General features: G+C 71.6%; 19 protein-coding genes. 14 read left to right on the top strand and 5 right to left on the bottom strand.

Annotation, left to right across the window (positions count from 1 at the left end; translation table 11 throughout):
* The first annotated feature begins 185 nt into the window (after positions 1–185).
* From ACGFIO_RS03360 to ACGFIO_RS03330, 7 genes are all read left to right on the top strand, one after another.
* Complete coding sequence (locus tag ACGFIO_RS03360; protein WP_392821375.1) at positions 186–1283, top strand: BMP family protein; 1098 nt, start codon at positions 186–188, stop codon at positions 1281–1283.
* A 146-nt stretch (positions 1284–1429) separates the two neighbouring features.
* Positions 1430–2902 carry an ABC transporter ATP-binding protein gene (locus tag ACGFIO_RS03355; protein WP_392821372.1) on the top strand — a complete coding sequence of 491 codons (1473 nt, stop codon included), beginning with the start codon at positions 1430–1432 and terminating at the stop codon, positions 2900–2902.
* Positions 2857–4137, top strand: coding sequence for an ABC transporter permease (locus ACGFIO_RS03350; protein ID WP_392822570.1), 1281 nt, complete (start codon positions 2857–2859; stop codon positions 4135–4137). Before ACGFIO_RS03355 ends, ACGFIO_RS03350 begins: the two co-directional genes overlap by 46 nt.
* 5 nt (positions 4138–4142) lie before the next feature.
* Positions 4143–5447 (top strand): ABC transporter permease, encoded by a 1305-nt coding sequence (locus tag ACGFIO_RS03345; RefSeq protein ID WP_392821371.1) that lies wholly within the window; start codon positions 4143–4145, stop codon positions 5445–5447.
* Between the two features lie 143 nt (positions 5448–5590).
* Complete coding sequence (locus ACGFIO_RS03340) at positions 5591–6349, top strand: cytidine deaminase (RefSeq protein ID WP_392821369.1); 759 nt, start codon at positions 5591–5593, stop codon at positions 6347–6349.
* Positions 6346–7623: a thymidine phosphorylase gene (locus ACGFIO_RS03335; protein WP_392821367.1), complete on the top strand. Its 1278-nt coding sequence runs from the start codon at positions 6346–6348 to the stop codon at positions 7621–7623. The genes ACGFIO_RS03340 and ACGFIO_RS03335 overlap by 4 nt, the downstream gene beginning before the upstream one ends.
* A 6-nt stretch (positions 7624–7629) precedes the next feature.
* Positions 7630–8310 (top strand): DUF4272 domain-containing protein, encoded by a 681-nt coding sequence (locus ACGFIO_RS03330; protein WP_392821365.1) that lies wholly within the window; start codon positions 7630–7632, stop codon positions 8308–8310.
* On the opposite strand, the gene ACGFIO_RS03325 is transcribed toward ACGFIO_RS03330, so the two are convergent.
* A complete protein-coding gene (locus ACGFIO_RS03325; RefSeq protein ID WP_392821363.1) occupies positions 8252–9091 on the bottom strand; it encodes a putative RNA methyltransferase in 840 nt (279 codons plus the stop codon). The genes ACGFIO_RS03330 and ACGFIO_RS03325 overlap by 59 nt on opposite strands.
* Positions 9092–9117: 26 nt before the next feature.
* Between ACGFIO_RS03325 and ACGFIO_RS03320 the strand changes: the two genes are divergently transcribed.
* The 5 genes from ACGFIO_RS03320 (at position 9118) to ACGFIO_RS03300 (ending at position 15661) form a co-directional block, all read left to right on the top strand.
* Entirely contained in the window at positions 9118–10197 is a 1080-nt protein-coding gene (locus ACGFIO_RS03320; protein WP_392821360.1) for an adenosine deaminase, read from the top strand.
* A 447-nt stretch (positions 10198–10644) separates the two neighbouring features.
* Positions 10645–14193 carry a nitrate- and nitrite sensing domain-containing protein gene (locus ACGFIO_RS03315; protein WP_392821357.1) on the top strand — a complete coding sequence of 1183 codons (3549 nt, stop codon included), beginning with the start codon at positions 10645–10647 and terminating at the stop codon, positions 14191–14193.
* Complete coding sequence (locus ACGFIO_RS03310) at positions 14190–14594, top strand: roadblock/LC7 domain-containing protein (protein ID WP_014447580.1); 405 nt, start codon at positions 14190–14192, stop codon at positions 14592–14594. Before ACGFIO_RS03315 ends, ACGFIO_RS03310 begins: the two co-directional genes overlap by 4 nt.
* A gap of 97 nt (positions 14595–14691) precedes the next feature.
* Positions 14692–15072, top strand: a complete 381-nt coding sequence (locus ACGFIO_RS03305; RefSeq protein WP_392822568.1) for a DUF742 domain-containing protein — start codon at positions 14692–14694, stop codon at positions 15070–15072.
* Positions 15053–15661 carry an ATP/GTP-binding protein gene (locus ACGFIO_RS03300; protein WP_392821354.1) on the top strand — a complete coding sequence of 203 codons (609 nt, stop codon included), beginning with the start codon at positions 15053–15055 and terminating at the stop codon, positions 15659–15661. Before ACGFIO_RS03305 ends, ACGFIO_RS03300 begins: the two co-directional genes overlap by 20 nt.
* Positions 15662–15911: 250 nt before the next feature.
* Here ACGFIO_RS03300 and ACGFIO_RS03295 read toward each other — a convergent pair whose 3' ends face one another.
* Positions 15912–16541 carry a TetR/AcrR family transcriptional regulator gene (locus tag ACGFIO_RS03295; RefSeq protein ID WP_392821353.1) on the bottom strand — a complete coding sequence of 210 codons (630 nt, stop codon included), beginning with the start codon at positions 16539–16541 and terminating at the stop codon, positions 15912–15914.
* A 52-nt stretch (positions 16542–16593) separates the two neighbouring features.
* Between ACGFIO_RS03295 and ACGFIO_RS03290 the strand changes: the two genes are divergently transcribed.
* Together ACGFIO_RS03290 and ACGFIO_RS03285 are read left to right on the top strand one after the other, a co-directional pair.
* A complete protein-coding gene (locus tag ACGFIO_RS03290; RefSeq protein WP_392821350.1) occupies positions 16594–17469 on the top strand; it encodes a ketopantoate reductase family protein in 876 nt (291 codons plus the stop codon).
* A gap of 222 nt (positions 17470–17691) precedes the next feature.
* Positions 17692–18144 (top strand): hypothetical protein, encoded by a 453-nt coding sequence (locus ACGFIO_RS03285; RefSeq protein ID WP_392821347.1) that lies wholly within the window; start codon positions 17692–17694, stop codon positions 18142–18144.
* A gap of 308 nt (positions 18145–18452) precedes the next feature.
* On the opposite strand, the gene ACGFIO_RS03280 is transcribed toward ACGFIO_RS03285, so the two are convergent.
* The 3 genes from ACGFIO_RS03280 to ACGFIO_RS03270 all read right to left on the bottom strand — a co-directional run bounded on the left by ACGFIO_RS03280 (position 18453) and on the right by ACGFIO_RS03270 (position 22537).
* Positions 18453–20636 (bottom strand): transposase, encoded by a 2184-nt coding sequence (locus ACGFIO_RS03280; protein WP_392821345.1) that lies wholly within the window; start codon positions 20634–20636, stop codon positions 18453–18455.
* 93 nt (positions 20637–20729) lie between these two features.
* Entirely contained in the window at positions 20730–21689 is a 960-nt protein-coding gene (locus ACGFIO_RS03275) for a DNA primase (RefSeq protein ID WP_392821344.1), read from the bottom strand.
* 41 nt (positions 21690–21730) lie between these two features.
* Entirely contained in the window at positions 21731–22537 is an 807-nt protein-coding gene (locus tag ACGFIO_RS03270) for an aldehyde dehydrogenase family protein (RefSeq protein ID WP_392822566.1), read from the bottom strand.
* Positions 22538–22582 lie beyond the last annotated feature (45 nt).

Below are 22582 nucleotides of genomic sequence, written 5' to 3'. Positions count from 1 at the left end.
CGCGAATGGCCGGGCAATTCCCCGCTCATTCCACCGAAAGCCGCAGGCCGTCCACCTCGCGGTTGCGGGCAGGTAACGGTGCGCCAACAGTCCGGGCGGATCTCCTGACGCCGCTCTGGCCTGCGCGTACGCTCGCGCCCGAGACCTCACCGCGAGTCGTCGGTGTGCAGTGGAAGGAGGGCGTTTTGCGCCCAGTACGTGGGAAGCGGATCGTTGCGATTCTCGCGGCCGGTGGGCTCACGCTCGCGGCTGCGGCCTGTGGTCAGGCTCCCGATGAGACCCCGAGCGGTGCCGGCAGCAGCTCCGGCGCCGGAGCACCGTACAAGGCCTGCATGGTCACCGACGTCGGTGGCATCGACGACAAGTCGTTCAACGCGTCGGCGTGGGCCGGCGTTCAGGCGGCCAAGACCGCGCAGAGCAACGTCGAGCCGGAATACGTCGCCTCCACCGCCGAGGCCGACTACGAGCCCAACCTGCGCGGCTACGTCACCAAGAAGTGCGACTTCGTCCTCGCGGTCGGCGGCCTGATGGGCGACGCCACCAAGAAGGTCGCGGCCGAGAGCACCAGCCAGCAGTTCGGCATCGTGGACAGCGCGATCGAGGGCGCCAAGAACGTCTACCCGATGCAGTTCGCCACCGACCAGGCCGCGTTCCTGGCCGGCTACCTGGCCGCCGGCTACTCCAAGTCGGGCAAGGTGGCCACCTACGGCGGGCTGAAGATCCCGCCGGTCACCGTCTTCATGGACGGCTTCGCCGACGGCGTGGCGTATTACAACAAGCAGAAGAGCAAGAACGTCCAGGTTCTGGGCTGGACCAAGGCCGCGCAGAACGGCACCTTCGCCGAGTCCTTCACCGACCAGAACAAGGGCAAGGCGATCGCCAACAACTTCATCTCGCAGGGCGCCGACGTGATCATGCCGGTGGCCGGCGGCACCGGGCTGGGCAGCGCCGACGTGGCCAAGTCGGGTGGCAAGGCCTCGATCGTCTGGGTCGACCAGGACGGCTGCAAGAGCGCCTCGCAGTACTGCGACGTGTTCCTGACCACCGTGGTCAAGAACATCACCGACGCGGTCGAGCAGGCCGTGGCCACCGGTGCGGCCGGTCAGCCGCTCAACGCCGACCCGGGCTACCTGGGCACGCTGGAGAACAACGGCGTCTCGATCGCTCCGTACAACAGCTTCGACAGCAAGGTCGACTCCGGGCTCAAGGGCGAGGTCGACAAGCTCAAGGCGGACATCATCGCCGGCACGGTGAAGGTGGAGTCGGCCAGCTCCCCGAAGTAGCCGACCCGTAGGTAACATCCAGGCCGCCGCTCGGAACGTGAGCCCAGCTCACCGGACCGGGCGGCGGCTCTGCACCTTTTCCAGGCCACCGGGAGAATCCGCTGAGACTCGAACTGCGCGGCATCACCAAGCGCTTCGGCGACCTGGTGGCCAACGATCACATCGACATCACCGTCGAGCCCGGCGAGGTGCACGCCCTGCTGGGTGAGAACGGCGCCGGCAAGTCCACCCTGATGAACCAGCTCTACGGACTGCTCCAACCGGACTCCGGCGAGATCCTGGTCGACGGCGAGCCCAAGGTCTTCCGCAGCCCCCGCGACGCGATCGGCGCCGGCATCGGCATGGTGCACCAGCACTTCATGCTGGTCCCGGTGTTCACCGTGGCCGAGAACATCGCGCTCGGCACCGAGGAGACCCGCGGCGGCCCGCTCGGCTGGCTCGACCGCCGCCGCAGCCGCCGCGAGGTGCTCGAGACCTCCCAGAAATACGGCCTGCCGGTCGACCCCGACGCCCTGATCGAAGACCTGCCGGTCGGTGCGCAGCAGCGGGTCGAGATCGTCAAGGCGCTGACCCGCGACGTCGACCTGCTGATCCTGGACGAGCCGACCGCGGTGCTCACCCCGCAAGAGACCGAAGAGCTGCTCGCGGTGATGCGCGGGCTCTCCGACTCGGGCAAGTCGATCGTCTTCATCACCCACAAGCTCAAAGAGGTCAAGGCCATCGCCGACCGGATCACCGTGATCCGGCGCGGGCGCACGGTCGGCACCGCCACCCCGGACACGCCCGAGGACGAGCTGGCCGCGCTGATGGTCGGTCGTGCGGTGAGCCTCGAGGTCAGCAAGACCGACGCCGAGGCCGGACGCGACGTGCTGACCGTGTCCGGGCTCGTGGTCGACGACGACCGCGGCGTGCGCGCGGTCGACGGCGTCGACCTGGTCGTCCGGGCCGGCGAGGTGCTGGGCGTCGCCGGAGTGCAGGGCAACGGACAGACCGAGCTGGTCGAGGCGATCATGGGGCTGCGCGAGGTGCGCGCCGGGTCGGTCACCCTCGACCACGAGGATCTGACCGCGATGGGTACGAAGCAGATCCTGCGTTCCGGCGTCGGCTACGTGCCCGAGGACCGCAGCCTCGACGGCGTGGTCAAGGAATTCACCGTGGCCGAGAACCTGGTGCTCGACATGTACGACCGGCCGCCCTACGGCAACGCGTTCAGCCTCAACCCGGGCGAGATCGCCAAGTCGGCGCGGGAACGGGTCGAGCAGTTCGACATCCGCACCTCGTCGGCCGACGCCACGGTCGGCACGCTCTCCGGCGGCAACCAGCAGAAAGTCGTGGTCGCCCGGGAGATGTCCCGGCCGCTGCGGCTGTTCGTCGCCGCCCAGCCGACCCGCGGCGTGGACGTCGGCTCGATCGAGTTCATCCACGGCCGGATCATGCACGAGCGCGACATCGGCACCGCGGTGCTGGTCGTCTCCAGCGAGTTGGACGAGGTGGTCGGGTTGGCCGACCGGATCGCGGTCATGTACCGCGGCAAGGTCCTCGCCGTCGTACCCCCGGACACCCCGCGCGAGGAATTGGGTCTGCTGATGGCCGGTATCACTTCCGAGGTGCAGTCGTGACGGACGAGGAAAAGCCCAAGGAGGAGAGCTTCGCCGCCCACTTCCTGCGCAATCTCTGGTCGGCCAACACGGCCACCGTCACGGTGCTGTCGATCGTGCTCGCGATGGTCATCGGGGCGATCCTGATGATCGTCTCGGACGAGGACGTCCGCGCGATGTTCGGCTACTTCACCGCCCGGCCGAGCGACGCCCTCACCGGCAGCTGGAACCTCGTCAGCACGGCGTACGCCGACCTGTTCAAGGGGGCCATCCTCGACCCGGCGGCGATCTCCGCGTGGGCCGGCGGCACCGGCACCTGGCAGGCGGCGGTCACCCCGATCTCAGAGACGCTGACGTACGCGGCCCCGCTGGTCTTCACCGGCCTGTCGGTGGCGCTGGCCTTCCGCGGCGGCCTGTTCAACATCGGCGGCCAGGGCCAGGCCGTGGTCGGCTGCATCACCGCGGCGGTGGCCGGGTTCGCGTTCCCGCTGCCGCTGGTCATCCACGCCGTGGTGGCGCTGGTGGCCGGCCTGATCGGCGGCATGGCCTGGGGCTTCCTGCCGGGCATCCTGAAGGCCCGGACCGGCGCCCACGAGGTGATCATCACGATCATGCTCAACTACATCGCCGGGCTGTTCCTGAGCTGGCTGATCATCCAGAAGGGCGTGCAGAACCCGGACCGGACCGACGCGATCAGCAAGCCGGTGGACGCCTCGGCCCAGCTCGCCTCGGTCGGCGGCCCGGTTCGCGTGCACCTCGGCATCGTGCTGGCGGTGCTGGTCACCGCCGGGGTCGCCTGGCTGCTCAACCGGTCGGCGTTCGGGTTCGAGCTGCGGGCGGTCGGCGCCAACCCGGCGGCGGCCAGGACGGCCGGCATCAGCGTGGCCAGGACGTACACCATGCTCATGGTCGTCGCCGGTGGGCTGGCCGGTCTCGGTGGCGCGACCCAGGTGCTGGGCACCGCGCACACGCTCACCCCGGCGGTGGCCGGCAACATCGGCTTCGACGGCCTGCTGGTCGCGCTGCTCGGCCGCAACCGGCCCTGGGGCACGCTGCTGGCCGCGATCCTGTTCGGCGCGCTGCGGGCCGGCGGCAACCGAATGCAGTCGTTCAGCGGCGTCTCGCTCGAACTGGTCACCGTGGTCCAGGCGGTGATCGTGGTCTTCATCGCCGCGCCCGCCCTGGTGAAGACGATCTTCCACCTGCGCGCCGCCCGCTCCGCGCGGCTCGGCGCCTCGATGGCGAAGGGCTGGTGAGCGGCATGACTGAGCTGGCCCGCGGCGGAAAACCCCAGAAGAAGTCGCCGGAAGCAACCGCGGACATCACCGAGGCCGAGGTCGCCGCACCCTTCTGGGACCGGCACCGCCGGCTCGGCGCCGCGCTGGTGCTGATCGGGCTGGCCGCCGCCATCGCCTTCGGGGCCGTGGCCAAATCGGCGACCGCCCGGTTCACGCTCAGCCCCGGCAACGAGGGCCCGGCCATCTCGATCAACGGGCAGGTCGGCGCGATCCTGTTCGGCGTGGTCACGCTGATCTGCGGCGGGCTGCTGCTGGCCGGGGTGGCCAAGCGCTGGCGGACCGCCTTCCTCGGCCTCGGCATCGTCGGCCTGGTCCTGTCCTTCCTGTCCTGGCAGGTGGCGGGCCAGTTCATGTCCCTCGTCGACGCGGCCAACGGCGCCCTGGTCTTCGCCCTGCCGCTGATCCTCGGCTCACTGGCCGGGGTGCTCGGCGAGCGCTCGGGCGTGGTCAACGTGGCCATCGAGGGCCAGTTCCTGATGGGCGCGTTCTTCGCCGCGCTGGTCGGCACCATGGCCGGCAGCGTCTGGGCCGGCCTGTTCAGCGCGGCGCTGGGCGGGGTGCTGATCGCGGCGCTGCTGGCCGTGCTGGCCATCCGCTTCCTGGTCGACCAGGTCGTCGTCGGCATCGTGCTCAACCTGTTCGCCCTGGGCGTCACCGGCTTCCTGTACGAGCGGCTGATGCAGCCCAACGCGGCCAAGTTCAACGAGCCGCCGGACATGCCGGTCTGGCGGATCCCCGGGCTGGCCGACATCCCGGTCATCGGCCCGGTGCTGTTCAACACCACGCTGCTGGTCTGGGTGGCTCTGATCCTGGTAGTGGTGATCCACTTCGGCCTGTCCCGGACCCGGTGGGGGCTGCGGACCCGCGCGGTCGGCGAGCACCCGACCGCGGCCGACACGGTCGGCGTCCGGGTCCGCGGGCTGCGCTACCTCAACGTGCTGATCGGCGGGGTGATCGCCGGCTTCGGCGGGGCGTACTTCACGCTGATCGGGGCCGGTTCGTTCACCAAGAACATGACCTCCGGTGCGGGCTTCATCGCCCTGGCCGCGCTCATCTTCGGGCGCTGGACGCCGCTCGGTGCGCTGGCGGCGGCCCTGTTCTTCGGCTTCGCGCAGAACCTGACGTACTTCCTGAGCTCGATCAACAGCCCGGTACCGAGCCAGTTCCTCGGCATGCTGCCGTACGTCGCGACGATCATCGCGGTGGCCGGTCTGGTCGGCCGGGTCCGCGCTCCGGCGGCCGACGGCGTGCCGTACGTGAAAAGCTGACAAAGATCACCGCGAAGGGTCGGTCCCGGGGGTGGACCAGGGCTGCGGTGTGGTTCACAGCGGCCGCGGAGCGCCTGAATACAAGCGCGGTTTCAGGGCGCTCCGCGGCCGGTGTCAGCCACACTCTGAACCGCGCCTCGCACTTGGTCCACCCCCGAGACAGACCCTTTGGCAGAATCGGCCACATGGAGATCGACTGGGCCGGGTTGCGGGAGGCCGCGATCGAGGCGATGCGGCATGCGTACGCGCCCTACTCGGACTTTCCGGTGGGCGTGGCCGGGCTGGTCGACGACGGTCGGGTGGTGGTCGGCTGCAACGTGGAGAACGCGTCCTACGGCGTCGGGCTCTGCGCCGAATGCGGCCTGGTGACGTCGCTGCACGCCACCGGGGGCGGGCGGCTGGTCGCGGTGTCCTGCGTCGACGCCACCGGCTCGCCGCTGATGCCGTGCGGCCGGTGCCGGCAGCTGCTCTACGAGCACGGCGGGCCGGAGTGCCTGGTCGAGGCCGAACCCCGCCCGCTGCGCATGGCCGAGTTGCTGCCGCACGCCTTCGGGCCCGAGGACATCGAAAGGGTGACCGGGGCCGTGCCGGTGCCCGAGGTGCCGACCGCGCTGGCCAAGTGGCGCGGGCGCGGCACCGTGTTCGTCCACCCCGACCTGGCCGGGGGCGAGCAGGTCTGGACGGCCTACTGGGAGCGGTCGGCCGGCAGCTCGGACGTGGGGGACGCCGAGAAGGGCGTACTCGAGGAGGGCCCGAACTTTCCGGTCACCGCCGGGGCGATCGAGTGGGGCCGGGTCCGTACCCCGCGGATCGTGGTGGTCGACGCCGACGGCTCGCTCTCCTGGGCGGGCGAGGGGCCGCCACCGGAAGGGATCGACGTGCGCTGGGAGGAACCCTCATGACGTTCGCGGCCGTGGACGTCATCCGGGCCAAGCGTGACGGGCAGGTGCTCAGCGACGCTCAGATCGACTGGGTGGTGGACGCGTACACCCGGGGGACCGTGGCCGACGAGCAGATGGCCGCGCTGGCCATGGCCATCCTGCTGCGCGGGATGACGCCGGCCGAGATCGCCCGGTGGACCGCGGCGATGATCGCCAGTGGCGAGCGCATGGACCTGAGCGGGGTGGGCCGGCCGACCGCCGACAAGCACTCCACCGGCGGCGTCGGCGACAAGATCACGTTGCCGTTGACCCCGCTGGTGGCCGCCTGCGGCGCGGCGGTGCCCCAGCTGTCCGGGCGCGGCCTCGGCCACACCGGCGGCACGCTGGACAAGCTGGAGTCGATCCCGGGCTGGCGGGCGTCGCTGACCGGTGCCGAGTTCCGCGCTCAGCTGCGCGACGTGGGCGCGGTGATCTGCGCGGCCGGCGCCGACCTGGCCCCGGCCGACCGCAAGCTGTACGCGCTGCGGGACGTCACCGGCACGGTCGAGTCGATCCCGCTGATCGCCAGCTCGATCATGAGCAAGAAGATCGCCGAGGGCACCGGCGCGCTCGTCCTGGACGTGAAGGTGGGCCGCGGCGCGTTCATGAAGGACGCCGCCACCGCCGCCGAGCTGGCCCGGACCATGGTGGACCTGGGCCGGGCGGCCGGCGTGCGTACGGTGGCCCTGCTGACCGACATGAACACCCCGCTCGGCCTGGCCGTCGGCAACGCGGTCGAGGTCGCCGAGTCGGTCGAGGTGCTGGCCGGGGGCGGGCCGGCCGACGTGGTCGAGCTGACCCTGGCACTGGCCCGGGAGATGCTGGACGCGGCCGGGCTGCCGGACGCCGACCCGGCCGCGGTGCTGGCCTCGGGCGCGGCCATGGACAGCTGGCGGGCGATGGTCCGGGCACAGGGCGGCGACCCCTCGGCGCCGCTGCCGGTGGCGAAGGAGACCGAGGTCGTCCGGGCGGGGGCCGACGGGGTGGTTCGGGCGATCGACGCGTACGGGATCGGCGTGGCGGCGTGGCGGCTGGGCGCCGGCCGGGCCCGCAAGGAGGATCCGGTCAGCTTCGGGGCCGGCGTCGTACTCCGGGTGCGGCCCGGCGCCACCGTGCGGGCCGGGGATCCGCTGTGCGAGCTGCGCACCGACGAACCCGGCCGGTTCGCCGCGGCCCGGGATCTGGTGGCCGAGGCCGTGGTGGTGGACGATGGCGAATTCGTACCCGCACCGCTGATGCTCGATCGGATCGCCTGACCGCCGATGAAGAAGGCCGCACCCGACCCCCGCGCGGTACGCAAGGCCAGCCTGGACGAGGTCGACCGGCTGGGCCTGGCGACGCCGCCGGCCGGCTTCCCGCTCGTCTGGGAACCCGGCGACGCCGTGGAACTGCGCCACACCACCGAGATCGAGGCGCGGGCGGCCGTCCTGCACGTCGTGGTGGCCCGCTGCTTCGGGATGCCCACCGAGGCCGCCATGCACTGGCTGCTCGGCTCGCATCTGGTCGAGCAGGTCACCCCGCCGGAATGGGAGTTCGTGATCGGCGCCAAGGGCGACCACCGGTCGTTCGTGCTGCACCACGACGCGGTGTTCGCCCTGGCCTGGCTGCTCGGCCTGGCCCAGCACCTGGATCCGACGGCGCCGCCCGAGGACCGGCTGATGCAGCAGATGCCCGACCTGCCCAGCGGCGAGGGTTTCGACCGCTGGCGGTCCCGGTCGCTGATGTCACCCCGTGACCCGGTCGAGGCGGCCGTGCTGCTCGACCTCTACTACTGCCTGGACTGGGCGTTCCAGGACGCCGAGCAGAACGGCCGGCCGCTGCCGGGCGACATCAACGGCAACGCGATCGGGCAGCGGCGCTGGGCGCTGGAGTGGGCCGTCGTGTTCACCGGCCCGTACCACGATCAGCCGCCGGACTGGGAAGAGGTCGATCTGAGCGTCTGAACACGGTGACGTCGACCGCCGCGGTGACCTCACCCGCGACCGGGTCGGCTGACACGTGCCGGGCACTCGGTGTCATCCCGATCAGCGTCCGCAGCTCGTCGGCGGTCAGGGCGAGCCGGCGGCGGACGGTCACGGTGCGCTCGACGGTGAAGAAGGTGCCGAGCGTCCCGGCCAGCCGCTCCCGCTTGGCCGGGTCGACCGAGAGCAGACCGTGGGCCGCGATCAGCTCATGCAGGTGGTCGGCGGCCGGGGTGGCGACGAGCAGCGTCTTTCCGGGCCCGAGCAGGCGGGCGAACTCGCGGCCGTTGCGCGGGGCGAAGACGTTCAGGATGAGGTCGGCGCTCGCCACCGGAAGGGGCTGCCAGAGATCGGCGAGCACGGCGGCGGCCCGGGGATGGGAGCGGGCGGCGCGGCGCAGGGCGGGCTTGGAGACGTCCACGGCCAGGCCGACGGCGCCCGGGGCGCGGTCGAGGAGCGCGGCCAGGTACCACCCGGTGCCGGCGCCGGCGTCCAGGATCAGGCCGCCGGTCGGGTCGGTCGCGGCGGCCAGGGCGTCGCGGATGAAGTCGTAGTGGCCGGCGGCCAGGAAGGCGTCCCGGGCCTCGATCATCGGGGCGGAGTCGCCCTCGTGGGGCATCCGGCCGCGCGTCAGGTTGGCGTACCCCTGCTTGGCGATGTCGAAAGCGTGCCCCCGCGGGCAGCGCAGGCTGAGCTCCCCACCGCGCGCCACCGTGTCGTCGCACACAGGGCAGCGGAGGTACGGCAATGCGCCATCCAACACGCGCTCATCCCCCGTAGAGTCGTCGGATGGCAGCCATCTCACACGCGGACATCGTCAAGGCCCCCAAGGCGCTGCTGCACGACCACCTGGACGGCGGCCTGCGCCCCGCCACCATCGTGGAGCTGGCCGCGGCGGTCGGGCACGCCCTGCCGGAGACCGACCCGGATCGCCTCGGCGTCTGGTTCGCCGCCGCCGCCGATTCCGGGTCGCTGGAACGCTACCTGGAGACCTTCGCGCACACCGTCGGGGTGATGCAGACCGAGGAGGCGCTGCACCGGGTGGCCAAGGAGTGCGCGCTCGACCTGGCCGCCGACGGCGTGGTGTACGCCGAGGTGCGATACGCCCCGGAACTCCACCTGGAGCGTGACCTGACCCTCGATCAGGTGGTCGAGGCCGTGCTGGCCGGGTTCCGCGACGGTGCGGCCGAATCGGCGGGGCAGGGCCGGCCGATCCGGATCGGCGCGCTGCTGACCGCGATGCGGCACGCCGCTCGTTCGCAGGAGATCGCCGAGCTGGCGGTACGGTACCGGGACATCGGGGTGGTCGGCTTCGACATTGCGGGGGCCGAGGCCGGTTACCCGCCCACCCGGCACCTGGACGCGTTCGAGTACCTGCAGCGGGAGAACTTCCACTTCACCATCCACGCCGGCGAGGCCTTCGGCCTGCCGTCGATCTGGCAGGCCATCCAGTGGTGCGGCGCGGACCGGCTCGGTCACGGTGTGCGGATCGTCGACGACATCAGGGGTACGAGCAACGACCCGATCCTGGGCCGGCTGGCCGCGTACGTCCGGGACAAGCGCATCCCGCTGGAGCTGTGCCCGTCGTCGAACGTGCAGACCGGCGCCGCGCCCTCGATCGCCGAGCACCCGATCGGGTTGCTGCGCGACCTGAGCTTCCGGGTCACCGTGAACACCGACAACCGGCTGATGAGCGGCACCACGCTGTCGCGCGAGATGGCTCTGCTGGTCGAGGCGTTCGGCTGGGGCTGGGCCGATCTGCAGTGGTTGACGGTGAACGCGCTCAAATCGTCGTTCATCCCGTTCGACGAGCGATTGGCGATCATCACTGACGTGATCAAGCCGGCGTACGCCAAGTTGTTGTCCTGAAACCGAGGTTTTTTCGCGCATAGCGGAACCTCGGACGGGCGATGCCGAAAACTGGCCGTTTCGGTCAGGGGCATCATCCGTTCGGACAGAGTGGTGTCTACAAAAGCTGCAAAATGCGGCAACTCACCTTGCCGTATCCCCGCTTCCGAGCAATGGTCTGTCCTGCCACGATCCGGAAGGATCGAGTACGACCGGTGCACGTAATCCCCCACGTCGCATCAGTCGTCCGGAGTGACACTAAGAGACGCACACATATACGAGCAGTTACGACGGACTACGCGATGTCAAAGCACTTGGCCGCAACATCGCATCACACAACCGGTCCGGGTACGGCTGCTCTTTCTCTTTGACACTCGTCGTGATGGAATCTCGGGGGCCCGACCCCGTGTCGGCCGTTTGCGGGGTCCGGACGAGCCGACGACGGGCCCGAATCAGGAGGACGGTGACGTGAGCAAGCGCCCCAAGCCGGCGAACGGCGTCATGTCGCGTCTTCGGCGGCCGGCCGGACGGCTGCGGGATCTGCCCATCTGGTCGAAACTCGGCCTGATCATGTTGGTCCCCACGCTCGCGACGATCATCGTCGGCGTGAACGGTCTGGTCGACCACATCGAAGAGGCGAGCAACGCCGAGCAGGCACGCACCCTGGCGGTTCTGTCGCAGGCTTCCGGTGGGCTGGTCGACCAGCTCCAGAACGAGCGCGCGTCCGCCGTCACCATCGCCCGGACCTTCGAGCCGGACGAGAAGGGTCGCAAGAACGACCCGGTCCGGGCCAAGGCCCTGCAGCAATACCAAGCCGTGCACCCCAAGGTGGACGCGGCCAAGGTCCCGTACTCGCAGCAGAAGGCCGCTCTCGACCTCGACGGTCAGGACAACGTCAAGACGCTGCTGAGCCGGCTCGACCTCAACCTCAGCGAGCTGCCGGTCGTCCGCACCCAGGTGTCGAACGGTGACCGGGACGTCGAGGATGTCGACCTCACCTACGGCCGGATCATCGGCGACCTGCTGAACGTGCGCGACGTCTCGGCCCAGCTGGCCGGTGACAACATCCTGGGCGACCACATGCGCGCCGCCGCCGCGGTGGCCCGCATGAAGGAGTTCACCGCCCAGACCCGCGACGTCGGCATCAAGATCGTCGACGAGGGCGACCTGACCGTCGCCCTGCGCCGCGAGCTCGACCTGGCCGACTCCGGCTTCCAGCTCGCCGACGCCAACCTCACCCAGGTCGGCACCCCGGCCGAGGTCACCGACTTCAGGCGCACGGTCGACGGCGAGGCCAAGCGCCAGGCCACCAACTTCATCCTTCCGCTGAGCGCCCTCCAAGGCGCCAACACCAAGAACATCCCGTTCACCCTGGCCGGCTGGGAACAGGCCCTGACCGGCTACAACGGCCTCTTCCGCCAGGTCGAGACCCGGTTCGACGCCGCCATCGTGAGCTCCGCCACCGACCTGCGTGACGGCGTGCAGCGTGAGGTCTTCATCGAGACCAGCGCACTGCTCGGCATGCTGCTGCTGGCCATCCTGTTCGCCTGGCTGGTCGCCCGGTCGATGGCCCGCTCGCTGCGCGAACTGCGCCAGGGCGCGCTGTCGGTCGCGCAGTACGGCCTGCCGCACGCCGTCAACCGGCTGCGGGATCCGTCACTGTCCAGCTCGCTGACCCCGGCCCAGGTGGCCGACCAGGTCGCCGAGCCTCTCCCGGTCCGCAGCCGGGACGAGTTCGGGCAGGTGACCGAGGCGTTCAACGCGGTCCACCTGGAAGCCGTGCGTACCGCGGCCGAGCAGGCCGCTCTGCGGGCCTCGGTCGCGACCATGTTCGTCAACCTCGCCCGCCGTTCGCAGATCCTGGTCGACCGGCTCATCGGTCACCTCGACCGGCTGGAGCGCGGCGAGGAAGACCCGGACCGCCTGGCCGAGCTCTTCCAGCTTGACCACCTGGCCACCCGAATGCGCCGTAACGACGAGAACCTCCTGGTCCTCGCGGGCGCCGACTCGACCCGCGTGCAGCGCGAGCCGGCCGCCCTGATCGACGTGCTCCGCGCCGCGCAGTCCGAGGTCGAGCACTACACCCGCATCGAGTTCGGCACCGTCGACCGGGACATCGAGGTGGCCGCGCACGCGGTCAACGACATGGTCCACCTGGTCGCCGAGTTGTTCGACAACGCGACCGCCTTCTCCCCGCCCAACTCGACAGTGCTGGTGGAGGCCCGCCGCCTCGGCGACGGCGCCATCCTCTCGGTCGAGGACCGCGGCATCGGCATCAGCCACGAGCAGCTGCGCGACCTCAACGAGCGGTTGGCCAACCCACCCATGGTGGACGTGGCCGTCTCCCGGATGATGGGCCTCGTCGTGGTCGCCCGGCTGGCCAACCGGCACGGCGTCAAGGTCGAGCTTCGCCCGGCCGGTGCCGAGCGCGGCACCGTCGCCGAGGTCGGCCTGCCGATCAGCGTCCTGATCTCCTCCGCCGGCGGCAACCGGCTCCCGTCCGGCCAGCCGCAGCCGCAGCAGCCGCAGTTCGGCGGCGACCCGGCGGTCACCCAGGCCCGTCCGGCGTTCCCCGAGCCGCTGGCCCTGGAGAGCGGCCGAGGCGGCGGCGGTTACCCCGGTGGCCGTCCGTTCGACCCGAACCCGCCGATGCCCAACGGTGGCATGCTCGGCACCGGCCGGTCGGTGCCGGCCTGGTCCGACCTCACCGGTGCGCCCACCAACGGCGGCGGGATGCCGCCGATCAACGGCGGCGGCATGGCCAACGGCTCGAACGGCAGCAACGGCTTCCACGGGCCGCGCAGCAACGAGCCGATCCCGCCGATCCCCAGTGGCCCGTCGAACTTCGGCGGACCGGACGGCCCGCAAGGCTTCGGCGGCCCGGACGGCCCGCAGGGTTTCGCCGGCCCGGATGGCCCGCAGGGCTTTGCCGGCCCGGACGGCCTGCCGCAGCGCCGCAACGGCGAGAGCTTCCGGCCGGACGCCACCGACACGATGAACGGCTTCGGGTCGCCGACCATCCCGCGCCAGCTGCCGTCCAACCCGGAAAGCCAGGGTGGGCGCGGCTTCGGCCCGCCGCCGGTCTCCGGTCCGCCGGCGCCCCCGGTGTCGGCCCCGCCGGTTCCGTCCTCGTCGCCGTTCGACCGTGGCCCGGCCACCCCGCCGCAGCCGCCCGAGCCCGAGGCGTACCCGGCACCCACCAACGGCGCCGGTGCACCGCCGGCCTGGCCGCCGGTCGCACCCGAGCGGGACAACACCCCGCACGTGCCCGAGAGCCTGGCCGCCGCGCTCGACATGACGGCCGAGCTGCCGCGCTACCGCCCCGAGAACCGTCCCGGCACCCAGCCGGCGCCGCGGACCGACTCCGAGCGCGCCGTCGCGGCCCACGAGGCGGCCACCGCGCAGGCGGCTGAGGCGCAGGCCACCGCGGCCGCGCAGATCGCCGCGGCGCAGGCCCGGCAGCGGGCCGAGGGCGGTCAGGGGCAGTACGCCGACGAGACCATGGAGCTGCCGATCTTCCGGGAGCTCGAGTCGGCCTGGTTCACCACGGCCAAGCGGCCGGCCGATCCCACCGACGACGCGATAGTGTCGCAGCGGATCCCGACCGGCGAGCCGACCCGCAGTGTGCCGCAGCAGCCGCAGCCCGCCCCGGTCGAGTCGCGTGACCTCGACCCGGTCGGCGCGGTCGCCGGCGCCGGTGCGGCCACCGCGAACGGCCCCTGGCAAACCGCCGCGGACGAGGGCTGGACCGCGGCCCGGGCCGCGGCCGAGACCCCCGTCGAGGCCACCACCACGGCGGGTCTGCCGAAGCGCAAGCCGATGGCACAGCTCGTCCCCGGCGGCGTCGATCGGGCGGAAACTTCCACTCAACGTCGCACACCCGAGGCTGTTCGTGGTCTGCTGTCCGCGTACCACCGGGGTGTGCAACGCGGCCGCACCAAGGAACAATCGACCAATCCGGAGGGAACTTCGGGCGGGCAGCAGTCTTTCCAGGCTGGCAAGGAGCATGAGGCATGACATCAACGCAGGATCTCGGTTGGCTCCTGGCCAACTTCGCCGACCGCGTTCCCGGGGTCGCTCACGCGATCGCGGTCTCAGCCGACGGTCTGCTCCTGGCGGCCTCGCGGGACCTCCCGCGGGACCGGGCCGATCAGCTGGCGGCGATCGCCTCCGGGCTGGTCAGCCTCACGCAGGGCGCGGCCCGGTGCTTCGAGGGTGGGGCCGTGCTGCAGACGGTCGTCGAGATGGACAACGGGTTCCTTTTCCTGATGTCGATCTCCGACGGGTCGTCGTTCGCGGTCCTCGCGGCCCGCAGCTGTGACGTCGGTCAGGTCGGCTACGAGATGGCTCTCCTGGTCGACCGGGTGGGCGAGGCACTGACTCCGGCTCCGCGTTCCGCGGCCGGGGTGCTCGGCTGAACGGGCATGCCGCCGGAACTGTCGGCGGTTGTCCAGAAGATGAAAAACAAGAGACACTTTGACCGGGCTGAGCATGGGGTGGAGGTGAGCGGTGACGATGCCCGAACGCGATGAGCCAACCGGCGCGCTGGTAAGGCCGTACGCCGTGACCCGTGGCCGTACCCGGCCCAAGCTTGAGATCGCGCTTGAAGCGCTCGTTGAGACCACTGTCCGAGGCCGTTCGGCGGGGGTCGGTCGCAACAGCGGCGGCAGCGAGCACCAATACATAGCGGCGATGTGTGACGGCGGCAGAGTTCAGTCGCTGGCGGAGATCGCGGCACGCATGCAACTACCGCTCGGCGTGGCTCGAGTGATTGTCGCGGACATGGCCTCGGACGGCCTGGTCGCGGTGTACGAGCCGACGTCGCTGGAGGACGAGACCGATGCGGTGGGCACGGAACTGCTGGAGAGGGTGCTGAGTGGACTTCGCAGGCTCTGACACGTCGCGTCGCCCGAGTGCTGGGCGCGTCACATCGGCGAAGATTGTCATCGCCGGTGGGTTCGGCGTCGGTAAGACGACGCTGGTGGGGTCCGTCTCCGAGATCACCCCACTGACCACCGAGGCGATCATGACCTCCGCCGGCGTGGGTGTCGACGACAACCGGCAGGTGCCGGGTAAGACGACAACCACGGTGGCGATGGACTTCGGCCGGATCAGCATCGACCGGGACCTGATCCTGTATCTGTTCGGTACGCCCGGACAGACGCGGTTCTGGTTCATGTGGGACGAGCTGGTCCGCGGTGCGATCGGTGCGGTCGTGATGGTGGACACCCGCCGGTTGGCGGACTGCTTCGCCGCGATCGACTTCTTCGAGCACCGGCGGCTGCCGTACCTCGTCGCCATAAACTGCTTCGACGGGATGCAGTACCACAACGCTCAGGACGTCCGCGACGCGCTGGCGATCTCGACCGAGGTGCCGGTGATCAGCTGCGACGCGCGTAACCGCGAGTCGACCAAGAACGTGCTGATCTCGCTGGTCGAGTACGTGCTGACGATGCGCCGCTCGCGCGCCGTCGCGCCGGCCTGATCTTTCGTCGAAACGCCTCGTTCGGCTCGGACCGGACGGGGCCTTTCGCGTGTCCGGCCCCGGTCCGATGGTGCTCGTCCGGCCCTTTCGCGTCTGCGGGCCTTTTCGCGTGCCGGCTCCGATGCGTCCTCGGCCACGGCCTCACCCTCAAAGCCGCCCTCGGCATAACCCTGGTGGGGCGTTTGCTGCCGGTGTCTTTCGCGTGCCGGCTCCGGGCGGTGGGGTGTCTGTCGCCGGGGCTTTCGCGTGGTCAGCCCGGCGTCGGTGGGGCGCTCATCGCCGCCGCCAGAAACGTGATCGCATAGCGCCGGGCCGCCTCGGCCGCCGCCGGGGACTCCTCGGACGGGGCGCGCCGCTGGTAGACCTCGACGCGGTCGACGGCCGTCACCGCGAGCATCCCGCGCATCCGGAACCACAACTCGTCCAGGGACAGGCCGGGCAGCGCGCGCCCGAAGGCGGTCAGATAGCGGTCGCGCACCGTGGCCTCGGCCGGGCCGGTCCAGCTACGTACCTCCTCGGCCGGGTCGCTGAGGATGGTCACGATCAGCCGGGACGTGCGGGCGCCGCTCTCGTCACCGGCCGGCATCCGGTCGAACAGCGGCCCGGCGAAGGCCTCGACCAGCTCGGCGACTGACGGGTCGGGGTCCCGGGCGAGCAGCCGGTCGAGCGCGGCGACCTGGGCGGCGTTGATCGGCTCGATCACCCGCCGGGCGACCGCGGCCAGGAGCTCCGCCTTGGAGCCGAAGTGGTACCCGACGGCGGCCAGGTTCGCCCCGGCCCGGTCGGTCACCGCGCGGATCGACGTGCCGCGGTAGCCGCGGTCGGCGAAGAGATGTTCGGCCGCGTCCAGGAGCTGAGTGCGGGTATCGGGTGGCGCCATGAGTGCGTACTATACGTTCGTTTGAATCAAGCGAACGTATGAATGAGGGGCCATGAAAATACTCGTGTACGGGGCCGGGGTCCTCGGCAGCGTCCACGCCGCCCGCCTGCACGAGGGCGGCCACGACGTGTCACTCCTGGCCCGTGGTGAGCGCCTGGCCGCCCTGCGACGGCACGGGGTGCGGCTGGCCGAGGGGGACAGCCCGGCCGTTCACACAGTGCCGGTTCCGGTGGTCGAACACCCCGCCGACGGGTACGACCTGACCGTCGTCTTCGTCCGCACCCATCAGGTCGACGCGGTACTGGAGTCCCTCGCCGACGTCGGCGGCGACGTCCTGTTCCTGCTCAACTGGGCGGGCGGGTTCGCCCCGCTGGGCGCGGTGCTCGGCCTCGAGCGGGTGCTCCTGGGCTTCGGGGTGGTGGGCGGCACGATCGACGGCGACGTGGTCCGTTACCGCCGGGTCAGCCGTCTGGCCCGCCTGCTGCCGATGCCGATCGGCGAGCCCGACGGCCGGGCCACCCCGCGACTGGACCGGATCGTGGGGGCGTTCCGGGCCGCCGGACTCCACGTCAAGGCCGAGCCGCGGATGGACGCCTGGCTGACCACCCACGCCGCGTTCGAGGTGCCGCTCGGGCAGGCGGTGCACGCGGCGGGCGGGCCGGTGGCGCTGGCCGACGATCCGGCCGCGGTGCGCGAGATGCTCCGCGCCATGCGGGCGCACCTGGCCACTGTGCCGGGGCCGACGGTCCCGGGAGCGTTCGCCGCGTTGCGGACGCTGCCGGAAGGCTTGCTGGTCCCGGTGCTGCGGCGTTTCCTGCGAAGCCCGACGGCCGTGCAGAGCGGGCTCAGCGACGACTCGCCGTCGGCCGTGGCCGAACTCGACCGGCTGGCCGCCCAGCTGCGTTCCCGCCGCCGCGACCCGCGCTGACCGGACTAACCGCGCGCCGGTAACCGCAATCACCGCTCGCCGCCCGCCGGATTCGCCGCTCGCCGCTCGTCGCCCGCCGCTCGCCGCCCGCCGGATTCGCCGCCTGCCGCTCGCCGCCCGCCGGATTCGCCGCCTGCCGCTCGCCGCCCGCCGGATTCGCCGCTCGCCGCTCGCCGCCCGCCGGATTCGCCGCCTGCCACTCGCCGGATTCGCCACCCGCCGGTGACCGGACTCATCGCCTGCCTGTCGCCGGATTCGCCGCCCGCCGTTGGTCTGGCTAACGGCCGTGACGGCCGCGCGGATCGCGCCCGTGGCGGCGCGCAGGTCGAAGGCGGCGACGGCCCGGTCCACGGCGGCCGGCAGGTCGGGGGAGAGGGCTTCGGGCGTACCCGTCGGATGGCCGTCGCGGTGTTTGTGTGCCAGCGGCAGGTCCGCCGGCCGGGACACGCTGATGTCGTCGAGACCGGCGCGGACGAACTCGAGTACCTCGCGTCGCCGGGCGGCCGGTTCGATCCGCGACGTGTCCGACTCGATCAGGTCCCGGATCCGGTCCTGGTATCGGGAGAGGCGGAGGAACCAGTTCCGCTCGGTCACCGGCTCCGGCCCGACCCGTGCTTGGCCAAACCCCCGGACAGCTCCTGCGGCGCCCAGAACTGCTCACAGCCGCCGCAATAGAGCCCGTGCTACTTGCCCGGAGGTGGAAGTCGCCGCGCGGCGCAGGCGCGCCACAGAGCGGTCACGCCGGCGCGGTGCCGCGGGTCGGTCCCGGTACGGATGAAGTCGTCGAAAGGACAGCGACAGGGGCTCGCGCAGCCGACGGAAACGTTCGACGAACCCCCCCTGGACGGGGTCTGGTCGGTGTCAGCGCACGACGAAAGGCCCCAAAGCGCCGGAATGCTGGCCCGCGACGTCAGCCGCGCGCCAGCCGTTTCGGGCCGCGTTATGCACTCCAGCCGAGGGCGAAACACGGCCGAGGCGGAACCCTAGGCGCGGTAGCCGGCGCTGTTGCGGTAGTCGTCGGCGGGCTGGCCGTCGCGGGAGAAGTCCCAGCCGCCGGCCGACTCGCGGCCGGGGCGGCCACCGATGGCGTAGCCGCCGATCTCTTGCCCGCGGCGCCAGCCCCGGAAGTAGCCGGTGGTGTGGGCCGCGATGGACGCCGCGTCCCGGACGATCCGGGCCGGCTGCTGCTCGCGCAGCGGCGAGCCGGGCACCAGGTTGGCCTGCGGCACCCGCTTGGGCAGGCCGGCCGAGGTCTGCGAGGCCACCGCGGGGGTGGCCGCCTTGGCCGCGGCCTTCCAGCCGGTGTCGTTCGGGTTGGTCCAGTCGAGGTCGTCGGGGGCGTCGTCGTGCCCGGTGAACCAGGCCGACCGGGCCGCCGCGAAGATCAGCAGGTCGCCGTCGCCCTCGTCGGGCACCGGCGGCGTGAGGCTGCGGTCGAGCGCGGTCAGCGAGTTGCGGCGCGGGCCGCGGCCGATGCCGCTGGGCCGGGCCGGTGGGTTATCGACCAGGCTCAGGCGCGGGGGCTCGGTGACCGCTGTGACGTCGGCCGGCACGTCGGCCAGGCCGCCCAGGGGCGAGTCGACCAGGCGCAGCGCCGGCGGCTCCTTGGGCATGTCCTGCCACGGCGGGCGGACTCGGCCGTCACCGGCGCCGTTGCCGTTTGACGCGGCGGGCGGCGGCACGGCGGCGTCGTCGCTGGTGTTCATCAGCGGCCAGTTGGCGCGGGAGCCCGGGGCCGGAGTGTCGGCGGCACGCGGCTGGGCCGGCATCGGCAGCGAGTAGTCGGTGGCCCCGTTGGCGCCGGGGCGGGACCGGGCCCGCTCGGCGCGGGCCTTGCTCATCGCCGCGTCGGTCAGCGTGGGCCGGAACTCGCGGCCGGACTCGGCCGGGGACACCGGCCGGGCGCCGGGTGTGATGGGGGTCATTCCGGGCGGAGGCGGGGGTACGGAAACCGGCCGGTTCCCCGGGGTCTGCTGAGGCGGAAGTCCGGCCGCCGCCGGCATCGGCGCGGTTGGGCGACCGGCCAGCGGCGCCGGTGCCATCGGCGGCGGAGTGATCGGGGCCGGCGCGACCGGCGGGCTGGTCAGCGGGTGCGGCGTGACCGGCGCGTTTCCGGCGGCGGGCTCGGGACGGCCGCGGCGCGGGAGCCGGGTGCCGGTGTCCGACGGGCGGATCGGGGCGACGGGTGCGGGCTCGGCCGCGCGGCGGGCCCCGGCGGACCGGCGGGCCGTGCCGGCCGGCGGGGTGACCCGGGCGGCCAGGGTGCCGATCAGCGACTCGCAGGCGCTGTCCGAGGAGCGGACCGCGCCGATGGCCGAACGCACGGCGTCGGCGGCCGCGGGGGCGAGCGACTTGTTGACGCCGCCCCGGCGCGGGGATTCGTTGATGGCCACGACGAGCGCGGTGACCGCGGCGGTCACCTGGTCTTCGGTGCCGGCGCCGGCCCGGGTGAGCTCGGCGACCACCTCAAGGGCGGTCTGCTCGGCGTCCTTGCCGCGGCCGCCGAGGCGCCCGGGCTCGGGCAGCGCGTCGAGCACGGCCATGGCCAACGGGTGCGCCGGGTCGGGGTATGCCCGCAGCGCCGCCGGGTAGAGCTCGCGGAGCACTTCGCGCAGCGCGACGGAGGCGGCGTGCCGCCCGTCCAGCATCGACACGTGCGCCGCGAGGATCGGCTTGTAGCTGGTCAGCTCCCGGGGCGCGGGCACGGTCGCGGCGGCGATCGCCCCGGCCTGCAGCGCCCGGGCCAGGCCGACGGCCCGGCGGGCGGCCGGCGGGGCCTGCATCTCTTCGACGGAGTCGTCGTCGGCGAAGCGCTCGGCGTAGTCGTCGGTGGCGTCGTCGTCGGTCACGACGAGTGGCCGGCCGGCGGCGGTGAGGAGGGACGTGACCATGTGGTCGTCGCTGTCCGCGGCCACGGCGGCCTCGGCGAACCCGGATGTCCGTTCCACGAGCAGCGAGCCCAGCTGGGCGTAACCCGTCGGGTCGTCGCTGATCTCATGGACGCCGAGCAGTCGTCCCGCGTCGTCCACCACGGCGATGGTCAGCGATGCGGACACGCCGGCCCGCACCGATTCATCAGCCGACGCCAGACCGCAGTACACGCGCACGAGCGCCACGGCGTCGTCCTCCTCCCCGGGTGAGGATTGTTCGCGACCCCGTCGAGTCACGCGACCACCTGGTTGCTGCGCGTGATCTCTCCGCCGCGAACGATCCTCTTATTCTGCGTTGTGTGCCAAAGACTGATAGTCCCTGTTAAGGGGTCAGTCGCGCCAGTCCACAGCGGCAGAGATCTTCCCGATGATCGAGCGCCAGCCGAGACTTGCCTGTTGTGCCCCGATTTTCTTCAGTCTGCGACGGCCGAAATAGCCGCCCATACCGCCGGTCTCCGCCTTTCGGAGAGACTCGTCGAGGTCGTCCAACGGTGAACCCGGCGCCAGTGCCAGGATCACCGGCTTGAGCCGGAGGGCGTGACCCAGATCACGGGCCACCTCGCCCGCCGCAATCAGGAGCGGCAGGTCCCACGTGTCGTGCCCACCACGGAGATTCTCCACGACCAAGTCAAGCTCGTAACGGTCCTCGGGAAGGGGGTCGACGTCGGACGACTGTACCCGCTCGGCAACAGTGCTCCAGCTGTCCAACTGGGTCATATCGTGCGGAGCACCCGAACGAATGAAGCTGACCAGGGACTCTGGCGTCTTGAAGGTGAGCAGCCGGCCCCGGTGGCTCAGGAAGATCGGGTTTTCCTCGTCCTCCGGCTCGGGTTCGGGCTCGTCCTCGAAGTCGGCCGGGTCGGGCTCTTCGGCGTCGGCATCGGCCGTACCCGCCGACTTTTTGGTCTTGTCGTCGTCCTCGGCCAGCAGCGCCTGGAACTCGTCGTCGACGATGACCTCTTCCTCGTCGGCGGCGGCACGGGCCGCGGCGGCCCGCTCCCGGGCCTCGAAGGGGTCGTCCTCGTCGGTCTCGATCTCGGTCGGCGTCAGCTCGGACGACTTCCGGTACGCCCGCAGGGTCAGCCCTACGCCACCGGGCATCGCGATTTCCACCGGGGAGACGCGAGCCTCGTCCCACAGCTCTCGCCCGGACAGGCCGGCGGCGGCCTCGGACTCGTCGGACTGGGTGGCCACGGTGACCTCCGGTGCTCTACTGACGGACGATGAGGGTGACTCTGCGCACAGACACCCTAGTCGAGGTTCCAAATCCGGCTTCCGGGGCGTCCCCATGCGCGGCCGAATCTGGAAACTTCGATTTGGTGCGGCCGGGTTCAGAACCCCTTGGGGTGCCAGACCGTTTTCGTCTCCAGAAAAGCGGTCATCGGGCGGAGGCCCGGGTCGGCGGAGAAGTCCACTTCACCAGCCGGGCGCAGCACCCGCTTGAGCGTGCCGGCGGCTTCGCGTTCCAGGTCGGCCGCCAGGTCGGCGGAGGCGACGCCGGTCAGGTCGATCGCGTTGACGTCGTCGTGGGAGGCCAGCCACGGCGTCACCTCGGCCGGATCGCCGGTGAGGATGTTCACCACGCCGCCCGGCAGGTCGGAGGTGGCCCAGGTCTCGGCCAGCGTGATGGCCACCTGCGGCGCGGTCGCGATCACGACTACGGTGTTGCCGGTCACGACGGCCGGCGCGATGACGCTGACCAGGCCGAGCAGCGACGCCGGGGCGACCACACCGACCACGCCGGTGGGCTCGGGGGACGACAGGTTGAAGAACGGGCCGGCCACCGGGTTGGCGTTGCCGGTCACCTGGGCCAGCTTGTCGGCCCAGCCCGCGTACCAGACCAGCCGGTCGGTGCTGGCGTCGACCTCGCCGCCGGACAGCCCGAGGTGTTTGAACTCGGCCCGCCGCGCCTCCATCATCTCGGCCGCGCGATAGAGGATCTGACCACGGTTGTACGCGGTCGCGCCGGCCCACCCGGGCTGGGCCTTGCGGGCGGCGACCACCGCGTCGCGGGCGTCCTTGCGGGAGGCGCGGGCCACGTTGTCGCCGTCCACGAGATCGGTCCGTCCTGACTCGCTGCGCGGGAACTTGCCCCCGATGAAGAGTTTGTACGTCTTCCGCACTTTCAGACGCGCGATGCCGCTGCCGACGCCTGGTGCTGCGGACGGCGCGGAGGACCCAGA

The sequence above is a fragment of the Actinoplanes sp. NPDC049265 genome (assembly GCF_043197135.1).
In the GTDB taxonomy this organism is placed as follows: domain Bacteria; phylum Actinomycetota; class Actinomycetes; order Mycobacteriales; family Micromonosporaceae; genus Actinoplanes.
The sequence above is the reverse complement of the archived record's forward strand: the minus strand, read 5'-3'. Positions and strand labels throughout refer to the sequence as shown.

Coding starts and splice junctions, on each gene's coding strand:
- ACGFIO_RS03345 (WP_392821371.1), top strand. CDS start 4,143: ATGACTGAGCTGGCCCGCGGCGGAAAACCCCAGAAGAAGTCGCCGGAA.
- ACGFIO_RS03335 (WP_392821367.1), top strand. CDS start 6,346: ATGACGTTCGCGGCCGTGGACGTCATCCGGGCCAAGCGTGACGGGCAG.
- ACGFIO_RS03330 (WP_392821365.1), top strand. CDS start 7,630: ATGAAGAAGGCCGCACCCGACCCCCGCGCGGTACGCAAGGCCAGCCTG.
- ACGFIO_RS03320 (WP_392821360.1), top strand. CDS start 9,118: ATGGCAGCCATCTCACACGCGGACATCGTCAAGGCCCCCAAGGCGCTG.
- ACGFIO_RS03310 (WP_014447580.1), top strand. CDS start 14,190: ATGACATCAACGCAGGATCTCGGTTGGCTCCTGGCCAACTTCGCCGAC.
- ACGFIO_RS03305 (WP_392822568.1), top strand. CDS start 14,692: ATGCCCGAACGCGATGAGCCAACCGGCGCGCTGGTAAGGCCGTACGCC.
- ACGFIO_RS03295 (WP_392821353.1), bottom strand. CDS start 16,541: ATGGCGCCACCCGATACCCGCACTCAGCTCCTGGACGCGGCCGAACAT.
- ACGFIO_RS03290 (WP_392821350.1), top strand. CDS start 16,594: ATGAAAATACTCGTGTACGGGGCCGGGGTCCTCGGCAGCGTCCACGCC.
- ACGFIO_RS03275 (WP_392821344.1), bottom strand. CDS start 21,689: ATGGGGACGCCCCGGAAGCCGGATTTGGAACCTCGACTAGGGTGTCTG.